Genomic DNA, 11,921 nt, shown 5'->3' with positions numbered 1-11,921 from the left:
AAGGGATATCCGGGCCGGCAACGGCCCGGATGAAGCGGATCAGTAGCCGAGGCCCTTCTTGGCTTCGTAGACGGCTTTCGGATCGTCAGCCTGCGTGTAGAGCTTCGATTCCGTCTGTATCCATTTCGGCGGAACGGTGCCCTTTTCCTTGAAGGCTTCAATCGCGTCGAAGGCCGGGCCTGCCATGTTCGGCGTCAGTTCGACCGACGCATTGGCTTCGCCAGCGGCCATGGCCTGGAAGATATCCGGCACGGAGTCGATCGATACGATCTTGATCTCGGTGCCCGGCTTCAAGCCGGCTTCCTTGATGGCCTGAATGGCGCCGACAGCCATGTCGTCATTATGGGCATAGACGGCGCAGATATTCTTACCGCCGCCTTCGGCCTTGATGAAGCTTTCCATGACTTCCTTGCCCTTGGTGCGGGTGAAGTCACCGGTCTGCGAACGGGTGATCTTGATGTTGTCGTGGCCCTTGATCGCGTCCTCGAAGCCCTTCTTGCGGTTGATGGCAGGCGAGGAGCCGGTGGTGCCCTGAAGCTCGACCACATTGCATGGCTTGTCGCCCACATCCTTCACAAGCCAGTCACCGGCGACCTTGCCTTCATGCACCTGATCGGAGGTGACGGCGGTGAGGTAAAGGTCTTCCGGGGAATCGATCTGGCGGTCGAGCAGGACGACCGGAATTTCCGCTTCCTTGGCTTCCTTCAAAACCGCGTCCCAGCCGGTGGAGACGACCGGCGCGATCAGGATCGCATCAACTCCCTGGGCGATGAAGCCGCGAACGGCCTTGATCTGGTTTTCCTGCTTCTGCTGGGCGTCGGCGAATTTCAGCGTATAGCCGCGCTTTTCAGCTTCTTGCTTGGTCAGGGCGGTTTCAGCGGCGCGCCAGCCCGATTCCGAACCGATCTGCGAAAAGCCGACCGTCAGCGATGCGGCGGATGCGCTGGAAATCAGGGCAAGCGATAGTGCGGCCGTCAGGGCCGCCAGACTGCGTTTCATGATAGTTCCTCCCAATATCAAGGCCCTCCCGGCCTTCGCTTTTATGAAGCATATAATATTACTTTATGGCAAGCGCCTTTCGGTATTTCCCAATAAAATGCCGGTGCGACAAACGGGCAATATCCAAATTTATGAATATTAAACAAAGGCTTGACGCAAGGTTGGTCGAGCCGTTTTTCTGAACGTTGCATGTGGGGGCGTCTGCTTGCTTGACAAAGCGACCCACAGCAAAATAGTCATATTAATAACGCGAACCGTGGATTGACGCCTTCTGGTGTTTTCAAGCGGTCAGGGTGAATTCCGCAAAGGGTAATGCGGAAAATGGGAGGTTGAATGTTACGTCTGGTCCAGTTCCGCGATGAAAGCGGAGAAATGCGTGTGGCTGCCTGCAATGACGAGGGAGCGGCGCATGTCGTCAGGGGCGTGGCAACGACTTATGAACTGGCCTCGGCGGCAATTGCCGCAGGCATCAGCCTTGAAGAACAGGTGGCGCAGAGCGGCAAGGGCGAAGCCGTCGATATAGAAGCAGCGCTTGCTGCGGGTCGCGTCGGCTTGCCGATCACCCATGCCGATCCAGCGCATCTGATCGTTGCCGGTACGGGCCTGACGCATCTCGGTTCCGCCGACGGTCGCGACAAGATGCACAAGGCCGCGCAGGCGGCTGAAAAGCCGACCGATTCCATGCGCATGTTCCTGATGGGCGTCGAGGGCGGCAAGCCGAAGCCGGGCGAGACCGGCGTGCAGCCTGAATGGTTCTACAAGGGCGATGGTTCCGCGCTGGTGGCAACTGGCGGCGAACTGGTTTCGCCTTCCTTCGCCGAAGACGGCGGCGAGGAACCAGAACTGGCGGGCATCTACCTGATCGGCCCGGATGGTACGCCGTTCCGGCTCGGCTTCTGCCTTGCCAATGAATTTTCCGACCATGTGACGGAGAAGCAGAATTATCTCTGGCTTGCTCATTCCAAGCTGCGGCAGGCGGCGCTCGGGCCGGAACTTTATGTGGGCGCGCTGCCGGATCATGTGGAAGGCGTATCGCGCATTCGCCGCGGCAATGAGGTCATTTTTGAAAAGCCGTTCCTCTCGGGCGAAGCGAACATGTCGCACACGATTGCCAATCTGGAACACCATCATTTCAAATATGAACTGTTCCGCCGTCCGGGCGATATTCACGTCCATTTCTTCGGCACGGCGACCCTATCGTTCTCGGAAGGCGTGAAGACGCAAACTGGCGACCAGTTCGAGATTTCCGCCAAGCCGTTCCGCTATCCGCTGGTCAACAGGCTGGCGCAGGCAGCCGCCGAAGACGTTGTCGTGAAGGCGCTCTGAAATGGCGGCGCAATCAAACATCGCGCTTGCAATCGTCGGTCTCGGCAAGATCGCGCGCGACCAGCATCTGCCGTCGATTGAAGCCGTCGATGGCATCGAGCTGAAAGCCATTGCCAGCCGCAATGCCGGGCTGGACGGTCTGCCGTCCTTTCACGATATCGAGCAGTTGCTTGGCAGCGATGTCGCCATTGACGCGGTGTCGCTGTGCACACCGCCACAAGGCCGCTTCGCCCAAGCCTATGCAGCCCTGAAGGCGCGCAAGCATGTGATGCTCGAAAAGCCTCCCGGCGCGACCATTTCGGAAGTGCAGGCGCTGGAGCGGCTCGCTGAAGCACAAGGCGTTACGCTCTATGCCACGTGGCATTCACGCGAGGCCGCAGCGGTCGAACCGGCGCGGGAATTTTTGACAGATGCGGAAATCCGTTCGGTTTCGGTCATATGGAAGGAAGATGTGCGCCACTGGCACCCCGGCCAGCAATGGATATGGGAGCCGGGCGGGCTTGGCGTGTTCGATCCGGGCATCAATGCGCTTTCAATCGTCACGCATATCCTGCCGGAACGCTTTTTCCTGACCCAATCCGATCTGTACTTTCCAGAAAACCGCGCGGCGCCCATTGCCGCTGACCTCAAGTTCCAGACGGAAAGCGGCATACCGGTTTCGTTTGAACTGGACTGGCGGCAAACCGGCCCGCAGACTTGGGATATTCGCGTTGAGACGGACAAGGGCACGGTTCTGCTCAGCCATGGCGGCAGCCGCCTGACCGTTGCCGGGGCTGAGAAGATGGCCGAACCTGACCGTGAATATCAACGACTTTACAAGCGTTTCGTGCAATTGATCGGCGCGGGGCGTTCGGATGTCGATCTCGCTCCGCTGACCCATGTGGCCGATGCGTTTCTGCTCGGAAAGCGCCATGTCGTCGAAGCTTTTGAAGATTAAAGCGCATCCCGGAAAGTGTGAAACGGTTTTCGGACAAGATGCGCGATGAACCAAACATCTGGAATGTCGATCTGATTTTTAAGGATCGGCGTCGAAGGAATCGAGATCGCTTTCTGGTCTCTTACCCATGCAGGACAATGAAATGAACAAGCCCGTCTCTCCGAAAACACCGAAGCTCCGCTCGCGCGCCTGGTTCGACAATCCCGATAATGTCGATATGACCGCGCTCTATCTGGAGCGTTACATGAATTACGGCCTAAGCCAGGAAGAGTTGCAGTCCGGTCGCCCGATCATCGGCATTGCGCAGACGGGTTCCGATCTCTCGCCTTGCAACCGCCATCATCTGGAACTGGCCAAGCGTGTTCGCGAAGGCGTCCGCGAGGCGGGTGGCATCGTCATTGAATTTCCGGTGCACCCGATTCAGGAAACCGGCAAGCGCCCGACCGCCGGTCTCGACCGCAACCTTGCCTATCTCGGCCTCGTGGAAGTGCTTTACGGCTATCCGCTCGATGGCGTCGTGCTGACGATTGGTTGCGACAAGACCACGCCTGCCTGCCTGATGGCGGCGGCAACCGTCAATATTCCGGCCATCGCCCTTTCGGTGGGCCCGATGCTCAATGGCTGGTTCCGTGGCGAACGCACGGGTTCGGGCACCATCGTCTGGAAGGCGCGCGAATTGCTGGCCAAGGGCGAGATCGACTATCAGGGCTTCGTCAAGCTGGTTGCATCTTCCGCTCCATCGACCGGCTATTGCAACACGATGGGCACGGCCACGACCATGAACTCGCTTGCCGAAGCGCTCGGCATGCAGCTTCCCGGTTCCGCCGCTATTCCGGCGCCGTATCGCGACCGTCAGGAAGTGGCTTATCTGACGGGACGCCGCATTGTGGAAATGGTTCATGAAGACCTGAAGCCGTCGGACATTCTGACCAAGGATGCCTTCGTCAATGCGATCCGCGTCAATTCCGCCATTGGCGGCTCGACCAATGCGCCGATCCACCTGAACGCTCTGGCGCGCCATGTCGGCGTGGAGCTGACGGTGGATGACTGGCAGAAATATGGCGAGGAAATTCCGCTTCTGGTCAATCTCCAGCCTGCCGGTGAATATCTGGGCGAGGACTATTATCATGCCGGCGGTGTCCCGGCTGTCGTCAATCAGCTGATGGGACAGGGGCTCATCAATGAGGATGCGCTGACCGTCAACGGCAAGACCATTGGCGAGAACTGCAAGAACGCGACCATCGAAGATGGCAATGTCATCAAGACCTACGACCAGCCGCTGAAGAAGCATGCCGGTTTCCGCGTGCTGCGCGGCAATCTGTTCTCGTCGGCGATCATGAAGCTGAGCGTCATTTCGGACGAGTTCCGCAATCGTTACCTTTCCGACGACAAGGATCCGAATGCCTTTGAAGGCAAGGCGGTCGTGTTCGACGGGCCGGAGGATTACCATCACCGCATCGACGATCCGTCGCTGGAAATCGACGAGCATACGGTGCTGTTCATGCGCGGTGCCGGGCCGATCGGTTATCCGGGTGCGGCGGAAGTCGTCAACATGCGCGCGCCGGATTATCTCTTGAAGAAGGGCGTTACTTCGCTGCCTTGCATCGGCGACGGTCGCCAGTCGGGCACTTCGGGTTCGCCTTCCATCCTCAATGCCTCGCCGGAAGCTGCGGCAGGCGGTGGTCTCGCCATTTTGAAGACCGGCGACCGCGTGCGCATCGATCTCGGTCGCGGCACTGCGGATATCCTGATTTCCGATGAGGAACTGGCTGAGCGCCGCAAGGCTTTGGAAGCGGCTGGCGGCTATAAATATCCGGAAAGCCAGACGCCGTGGCAGGAAATCCAGCGTGCGGTTGTCGGCCAGATGGAAACCGGCGCGGTTCTGGAAAATGCGGTCAAGTATCAGGATATCGCGCATACGCGTGGCCTGCCGCGAGACAACCACTAAGGCCGACCCGGATGGCTCTCGATAAAAAGCCATTTGCAGCAGTAGCGGACTGGGGCACCACCCGGTTCCGCCTCTGGACGCTGGATCGCGATGGCAATGTGCTGGGCGAAAGCCGCGGCGACGATGGATTGTTGCAGGCAAAGGAAGCTGGTTTTGAGCCGACGCTCGAACGGCACCTTGCTTCGCTCAGTGCGCCGGATGATCTGCCGGTGGTGATCTGCGGGATGGCCGGTTCGCGGACTGGCTGGATCGAGGCTCCTTATATGAGCCTTCCCGCCGGGCTGGACGGTATCGTGAAGGCTGCGGTGCGCGTGCCTGCGCGCCGCAACGTCATCATGCTGCCGGGCGTTGCGCGGCGGGACGAGGCATCGCCCGATGTGATGCGCGGCGAGGAGACAAAGCTGCTCGGCCTCGTGCATGGTGGTACCCGCGATGCCGTTGTCGTCATGCCCGGCACCCATGCCAAATGGGTGCGGATTGCCGATGGCGGTCTTGCCGATTACCGAACCTTCATGACCGGCGAAATGTTCGCTCTTTTGAAGGACAAGTCTGTGCTGGCCGGTGCGCTGGAAGGTGCGGGCGGGGCCGATCCGCATGGCGCGGCTTTCGCAGCGGGCGTCAGGGCGTCGCTCGAAAATCCGGCGCTGATTTCCAACGCGCTTTTCTCCATTCGCGCAGGATGGCTCGTGCATGATCGCAAGCCGACCGACCAGCTGGCGCGGCTTTCCGGCCTGCTGATCGGGCTGGAGGTTGCGGGCGGGCGCACGCTTTACGGCGGACCCGGAGAAGTGCTGCTCCTTTCGGATGACACGATGGGCGCGCTCTACGGCAGTGCGCTTGAAATCGGCGGCTTGACGGTTCGGCGCGTGGCGGCGGACGAGCTGGTGCGTGATGGACTGTTCATGGCGGCACGGCACGCTTTCGGAGGAACTGCGCAATGAGTGACCGCATCGCATGGCCGAAATTGCGCTATCCGCTGGTCGCGATCCTGCGCGGCATTCGCCCGGAGGAGACCGAGGCGATTGTCGGTGCACTGATCGAAACCGGTTTCGAGGCTATCGAAATCCCGCTCAATTCGCCGGAGCCGTTTATGTCGATCGCGAAGGCTGTGAAGCTTGCGCCCGCCAATGTGTTGATCGGGGCCGGGACCGTGCTGAGTGTCGAAGATGTGGACCGTCTCAATGATGTGGGCGGCAGGCTGCTGGTCAGCCCGAATGTTGAGCCGGATGTCATCCGCCGTGCCGGACAGCATGGCATGGTGACGATGCCGGGTGTGTTCACGCCGACGGAAGCGTTCACGGCGATCCGCGCAGGCGCATCGGCACTGAAGTTCTTTCCGGCAAGCGTGCTGGGTGCTGACGGCATTAAGGCGGTATGCGCCGTCTTGCCGAAGGATATTCCGGTCGGTGCCGTGGGCGGCGTTTCCGAAGCGGATTTTGCGACCTTTCGGACAGCGGGCGTGAGCTGTTTCGGATTGGGTTCCAGTCTTTACAAGGCCGGTTTTACGGCGGCTGAGGTTCGCGAACGTGCCGGACGCGCGGTTGCGGCATGGGACAAGATCGCGGGCTGACGAGGCCCACGATGTGAGGAATTCCGCGTGGCCGGAAGGCGGGGGCGGAAATTTTGGGAGAACGACAGGCGCAAACCTGTCCCAATTTGGGAGTGAGACAATGGCAGGCATGAAATCTCTAACACTGGCAGTCGCGATGGCCGCGCTTGCCTTTAGCGGTCTGGCGCATGCGGAAGACAAGGGTCTTGTCGCCGTCGCCATGCCGACGAAGTCTTCGGCGCGCTGGATTGCCGATGGCGACAACATGGTCAAGGTGTTGAAGGAGCGCGGCTACCAGACCGATCTTCAATACGCCGAAGACGATGTGCCGAACCAGCTTGCGCAGATCGAGAACATGGTGACCAAGGGCGCCAAGGTTCTCGTCGTTGCGTCCATCGACGGCACGACGCTTTCCGATGTTCTGGCCAAGGCGCACGATGCGGGCATCAAGGTCATCGCCTATGATCGCCTGATCCGCGATACGCCGAATGTCGATTACTATGCGACCTTCGACAATTTCCAGGTCGGCGTGCTGCAGGCACAGTCCATCGAAAAGGCTCTGGACCTGAAGAACAAGCCGGGCCCGTTCAATATCGAACTTTTCGGCGGCTCGCCGGACGATAACAACGCATATTTCTTCTACAACGGCGCGATGTCGGTGCTGCAGCCTTATATCGATAGCGGCAAGGTCGTTATCGGCAGCGGCCAGACCGGCATGGACAAGGTGGCGACCCTGCGCTGGGACGGCGCAACCGCCCAGGCTCGCATGGATTCGATCCTTTCCGCCTATTATGCCGACAAGAAGCTCGATGCGGTCCTGTCGCCCTATGACGGCATTTCCATCGGTATCCTCTCGTCGCTCAAGGGTGTAGGCTATGGCAGCGGCGACATGCCGATGCCGGTTGTCTCCGGTCAGGACGCGGAAGTGCCTTCGGTGAAGTCGATCCTTGCCGGTGAGCAGAACTCGACAATCTTCAAGGATACCCGTGAACTGGCCAAGGTCACGGTCGACATGGTCGATGCGCTGATGAGCGGCACGGAGCCGGAAGTCAACGACACCAAGACCTATGACAATGGCGTCAAGGTCGTGCCGTCCTATCTGCTCAAGCCGGTGATCGTCGACAAGTCGAACTGGAAACAGGTTCTGGTCGATAGCAGTTACTACAAGGAAGACCAGATCCAGTAATTTCATGTTCCGGGCATATCGGAGGATATGCCCGGAGCTTTCTGCAAGCCATTGCCCCAAACCCCCCAGCCTTACGGCTGGGGTAGGCTTGACGATTGACAGCGTTGTCTTTTTGTGTGGGCAATGGTTGCAGAACTTGTAATGGGAGCGAGCGATGAATGTAGCCAATCCTGTCCTGCGCGAGCAGCCTGACGGCAAGCCGGAAATCACCGGCAAGCCGCTTCTGGAAATGCGCGGCATCAGCAAGTCTTTCGGGGTTGTCAAAGCGCTGAGCGATGTCAATTTTACCGTGATGCCGGGCGAGATCCACGCCTTTGTGGGCGAGAACGGGGCGGGCAAGTCGACCCTGATGAAGGTGCTGTCGGGTGTTTATCCGCATGGCAGCTACGAAGGATCGATCTTCTTTGACGGCGAGGAACGGCAGTTTCGCGACATCAACGATTCCGAAGCGCTCGGTATCGTCATCATCCATCAGGAGCTGGCGCTCATACCGCTGATGACGATTGCCGAGAACATTTTCCTCGTCAATCCGCCGGCGAGCTATGGTGTCATTGATCGCAGCACGGTGCACAAGCGCACCCGTGAGCTTTTGCAGAAGGTTGGCCTGTCGGAGCAGCCAGATACGCTCGTCACCGATATTGGTGTCGGCAAGCAGCAGCTTGTCGAAATCGCCAAGGCATTGTCAAAGCGCGTGCGGCTTCTGATCCTCGATGAACCGACCGCGAGCCTCAACGAGACCGACAGCGCGGCGTTGCTTGCGCTTCTGCGGGAGTTTCGCGCACAGGGCATCACGTCGATCCTCATTTCGCACAAGCTCAACGAAATCCGCGAAGTTGCCGACAAGATCACGGTGCTGCGCGATGGCAAGGCGGTCGCCACGCTCGATTGCCATGCGGGAGAGGTCGAGGAAGACGACATTATTCGCAAGATGGTGGATCGCGATCTGGAGAGCCGCTACCCGAAGCGTGATCCCAAGATCGGTGACGTGATCTTTGAAGTGGATAACTGGTCGGTCTATCATCCGCTGCATCCGGAGCGGCACTCGGTCAAGAACGTCTCGTTCAAGGTGCGCGCGGGCGAAATCGTCGGCATTGCCGGATTGATGGGCGCGGGCCGTACGGAATTCGCCATGAGCCTTTTCGGGCGTTCATGGGGCACGAATATCAGTGGCGAGGCGCGCATCAACGGCAAGCAGGCGGATATTTCCACTGTGGCGCGGGCGATCAAGTCCGGCCTTGCCTATGTGACCGAGGACCGCAAGAAGCTTGGCCTCGTTCTGGGCGAGAATATTTCGCGCAACATCTCGCTCGCGCATTTGCGCGGTGTCAGCCCGAAAGGCGTCATCGACGATATTCGCGAAATGAAGGTCGCGAATTCCTATCGCGAGCAGATGAGCATTCGCTGCCACAACGTCTATCAGGAAACCGGCACGCTTTCGGGCGGCAACCAGCAGAAGGTGGTGCTGTCGAAATGGCTCTTCACCGGCCCGGACGTACTCATCCTTGACGAGCCGACACGCGGCATCGATGTCGGCGCGAAATACGACATCTACACAATCATCAATTCACTGGCAGACAGCGGCAAGGGCGTGGTCGTCATTTCTTCGGAAATGCCGGAACTGATCGGCATCTGCGACCGCATCGTCGTCATGCATGAAGGCGCTTTCGTCGGCGAAGTCGCCGGAGAGGAAGCAACGCAGGAAAATATCATGCGCGCCATCATGCGGAACAAGGGAAAACGGCAATGAGCGAGAATATCATCGGAAGCAGCGGATCGAAGGTTCCGGCAAGCAGCGTGGGGCGCTATCTCAAGAACAATCTGCGCGAATCCGGCATGCTGCTCTCGCTGGTCGCGATCATGATCTTTTTCCAGATCGTGACGGGCGGCGTGCTGATGAAGCCGCTGAACCTCACCAATCTGGTGCTGCAGAACAGCTATATCGTCATCATGGCGCTCGGCATGCTGCTCATCATCGTCACCGGCCATATCGACCTTTCGGTCGGCTCGGTCTGCGGCTTTATCGGCGCGCTTGCTGCCGTGATGATGGTCAAGCTCGGCGTGCCTTTTCCCATCGCGGCAATTCTGTGCCTGCTGGTGGGCGGTCTCATCGGCGCGATACAGGGCTTCTGGGTCGCCTATTTCAATATTCCGTCCTTCATCGTGACGCTGGCGGGAATGCTGGTCTTCAAGGGCCTGATGCTGGCCGTGCTGGGCGGGCAGTCGGTGGGTCCGTTTCCGGTCGTGTTCCAGAAGCTGTCGTCGGGGTTCATTCCGGAAATCATCGGCACAAGCGGCGGCGTCTATCTGACATCGCTCGTCATCGGCGTGCTGCTTGCAGGTTTCATGATCTGGCAGAATGTGAAATCGCGCCAGCGCCATATCGCCCATGAAGTGGAAACGGAGCCGTTCGGCCTGTTCGTCATCAAGAACATTCTGTTCTTTGCCGCGATTGCCTATCTGTCGCTGTTGATTTCCATGCATCGCGGCCTGCCGAACGTGCTCATCATCATGGCTGTGCTGATCGCGGCCTATGCGTTTCTCACCAACCGGACGGTGCTCGGGAGGCAGATTTATGCAGTGGGCGGAAACCGCCATGCCGCCAAGCTTTCCGGCGTGAAGACCGAGCGGCTGACCTTCCTTGCATTCGTCAATATGGGCGTGCTGGCAGCACTCGCCGGTCTAGTCTTTGCGGCCCGCCTCAACACGGCGACGCCCAAGGCCGGTATCGGCTTTGAGCTGGACGTGATCGCGGCCTGCTTCATCGGTGGTGCCTCGGCCTATGGCGGCGTCGGTCGGGTGACGGGTGCGGTGATCGGCGCGCTGATCATGGGCGTGATGAACAACGGCATGTCGATCCTCGGCATCGGTATCGATTACCAGCAGGTCATCAAGGGGGTCGTGCTGCTGGGGGCTGTGTGTATCGACGTCTATAACCAGAAGCGCTGAGGAACCTCGGCGTTTGTCCCTCATCCTGAGCTTGTCGAAGGATGGGGGCAGGCGTAGTGCGTTTCCCTCTCTCCTTCGATCCTTCGGCAAGCTCAGGATGAGAAGCGAGGGAAAAGGCGCATCTTGCTTCAGATTGCCGTGCAGCGGGCGTGGTCGAGATAGATTTCGCGCAGGCGTTGGGCGATCGGGCCGGGCTTTCCATCGCCGATGGTCTTTTCATCAATGACCGTAATCGGCGTGACGAATGTGCCTGCGCTGGTGAGGAAAGCTTCCTTTGCAGCATAGGCTTCTTCAATGGTGAAGAGCCGCTCTTCCAACTTCATGCCGGTCTCTGCGATCAGTTGCAGAAGCGAGCGCCGCGTGCAGCCGGGCAGGATGGAATTGCTGTTAGGACGCGTGACGACGACATCATCCATCGTCACGATATAGGCGGTGGACGATGCGCCTTCGGTCACGTAGCCGTCCTCGATCATCCATGCTTCATCGCAACCGGCGTTTTTGGCGATTTCCTTGGCGAGCGCCTGCGGCAGCAGGCAGACGGTCTTGATGTCGCGGCGCTTCCAGCGCAGATCTTCGAGCGAAAGCACGCGCGCGCCGGTCTTCAGTACCGGCTTGTCGAGCAGGCCGGTTTCCTGTGTGAACAGAACAACCGATGGCTTCATGTCCTTTGCAGGCACAAAATCCCGGTCGCGTCCGTCGCCGCGCGTCACTTGCAGATAGACCAGACCTTCAGTCAGATTGTTGCGGCGGATCAATTCGCGCTCGATGGCAACAATCTCATCCTCGCTCATCGGCATGGGAATGCCGATCTCGCCGGTCGAGCGGCGCAGGCGCGTCATATGCGGTTCGCTGTCGATGAGCTTGCCTTCCAGAACGGCGGTCACTTCGTAAATGCCGTCACCGAAGAGAAAGCCACGGTCGAAAATGGAAATGCGGGCATCGCGGGCGGTGACATATTCGCCGTTGACATAAACGATGCGGTTTTCAAGTTCTTCTGCTGAAACGGCCATGTGGGATAAGTCCTGACGTG

At 59.2% G+C, this 11,921-nt stretch carries 10 protein-coding genes; 8 read left to right on the top strand and 2 right to left on the bottom strand.

Annotated features, from left to right (window positions below):
* Positions 1–39: 39 nt before the first annotated feature.
* Positions 40–999, bottom strand: coding sequence for a galactofuranose ABC transporter, galactofuranose-binding protein YtfQ (gene ytfQ / locus F9K78_RS01960; RefSeq protein ID WP_121981791.1), 960 nt, complete (start codon positions 997–999; stop codon positions 40–42).
* 333 nt (positions 1,000–1,332) lie between these two features.
* Between ytfQ and araD1 the strand changes: the two genes are divergently transcribed.
* From araD1 to mmsB, 8 genes are all read left to right on the top strand, one after another.
* The gene (araD1, locus tag F9K78_RS01955) at positions 1,333–2,325 is read left to right on the top strand and encodes an AraD1 family protein (protein ID WP_121985885.1); all 993 of its coding nucleotides are present in this window, start codon (positions 1,333–1,335) and stop codon (positions 2,323–2,325) included.
* Between the two features lies 1 nt (position 2,326).
* Positions 2,327–3,262, top strand: coding sequence for a Gfo/Idh/MocA family protein (locus tag F9K78_RS01950; RefSeq protein WP_121985886.1), 936 nt, complete (start codon positions 2,327–2,329; stop codon positions 3,260–3,262).
* A gap of 142 nt (positions 3,263–3,404) precedes the next feature.
* Positions 3,405–5,210 carry an IlvD/Edd family dehydratase gene (locus tag F9K78_RS01945; RefSeq protein WP_121985887.1) on the top strand — a complete coding sequence of 602 codons (1,806 nt, stop codon included), beginning with the start codon at positions 3,405–3,407 and terminating at the stop codon, positions 5,208–5,210.
* Between the two features lie 11 nt (positions 5,211–5,221).
* Complete coding sequence (locus F9K78_RS01940; protein ID WP_121985888.1) at positions 5,222–6,151, top strand: 2-dehydro-3-deoxygalactonokinase; 930 nt, start codon at positions 5,222–5,224, stop codon at positions 6,149–6,151.
* Positions 6,148–6,780, top strand: coding sequence for a 2-dehydro-3-deoxy-6-phosphogalactonate aldolase (locus tag F9K78_RS01935; protein WP_121985889.1), 633 nt, complete (start codon positions 6,148–6,150; stop codon positions 6,778–6,780). The genes F9K78_RS01940 and F9K78_RS01935 overlap by 4 nt, the downstream gene beginning before the upstream one ends.
* A 100-nt stretch (positions 6,781–6,880) precedes the next feature.
* A complete protein-coding gene (chvE, locus tag F9K78_RS01930; protein ID WP_121985890.1) occupies positions 6,881–7,945 on the top strand; it encodes a multiple monosaccharide ABC transporter substrate-binding protein in 1,065 nt (354 codons plus the stop codon).
* Positions 7,946–8,099: 154 nt separating this feature from the next.
* Positions 8,100–9,692: a multiple monosaccharide ABC transporter ATP-binding protein gene (mmsA, locus tag F9K78_RS01925; protein ID WP_121985891.1), complete on the top strand. Its 1,593-nt coding sequence runs from the start codon at positions 8,100–8,102 to the stop codon at positions 9,690–9,692.
* The gene (gene mmsB, locus F9K78_RS01920; RefSeq protein ID WP_121985892.1) at positions 9,689–10,891 is read left to right on the top strand and encodes a multiple monosaccharide ABC transporter permease; all 1,203 of its coding nucleotides are present in this window, start codon (positions 9,689–9,691) and stop codon (positions 10,889–10,891) included. The genes mmsA and mmsB overlap by 4 nt, the downstream gene beginning before the upstream one ends.
* Before the next feature lie 128 nt (positions 10,892–11,019).
* Here mmsB and F9K78_RS01915 read toward each other — a convergent pair whose 3' ends face one another.
* Positions 11,020–11,901: a D-amino-acid transaminase gene (locus F9K78_RS01915; RefSeq protein WP_121985893.1), complete on the bottom strand. Its 882-nt coding sequence runs from the start codon at positions 11,899–11,901 to the stop codon at positions 11,020–11,022.
* Positions 11,902–11,921 lie beyond the last annotated feature (20 nt).

The organism is Brucella pseudintermedia (assembly GCF_008932435.1).
Taxonomy (GTDB): Bacteria; Pseudomonadota; Alphaproteobacteria; order Rhizobiales; family Rhizobiaceae; genus Brucella; species Brucella pseudintermedia.
This window is presented reverse-complemented; position numbering and strand designations above follow the sequence as displayed.

Excerpts from the sequence above, each read along its gene's own strand:
- F9K78_RS01915 (WP_121985893.1), bottom strand. The coding sequence starts at position 11,901 with ATGGCCGTTTCAGCAGAAGAACTTGAAAACCGCATCGTTTATGTCAAC.
- araD1 (WP_121985885.1), top strand. The coding sequence starts at position 1,333 with ATGTTACGTCTGGTCCAGTTCCGCGATGAAAGCGGAGAAATGCGTGTG.
- mmsB (WP_121985892.1), top strand. The coding sequence starts at position 9,689 with ATGAGCGAGAATATCATCGGAAGCAGCGGATCGAAGGTTCCGGCAAGC.
- F9K78_RS01950 (WP_121985886.1), top strand. The coding sequence starts at position 2,327 with ATGGCGGCGCAATCAAACATCGCGCTTGCAATCGTCGGTCTCGGCAAG.
- chvE (WP_121985890.1), top strand. The coding sequence starts at position 6,881 with ATGGCAGGCATGAAATCTCTAACACTGGCAGTCGCGATGGCCGCGCTT.
- F9K78_RS01945 (WP_121985887.1), top strand. The coding sequence starts at position 3,405 with ATGAACAAGCCCGTCTCTCCGAAAACACCGAAGCTCCGCTCGCGCGCC.
- ytfQ (WP_121981791.1), bottom strand. The coding sequence starts at position 999 with ATGAAACGCAGTCTGGCGGCCCTGACGGCCGCACTATCGCTTGCCCTG.
- F9K78_RS01935 (WP_121985889.1), top strand. The coding sequence starts at position 6,148 with ATGAGTGACCGCATCGCATGGCCGAAATTGCGCTATCCGCTGGTCGCG.
- mmsA (WP_121985891.1), top strand. The coding sequence starts at position 8,100 with ATGAATGTAGCCAATCCTGTCCTGCGCGAGCAGCCTGACGGCAAGCCG.
- F9K78_RS01940 (WP_121985888.1), top strand. The coding sequence starts at position 5,222 with ATGGCTCTCGATAAAAAGCCATTTGCAGCAGTAGCGGACTGGGGCACC.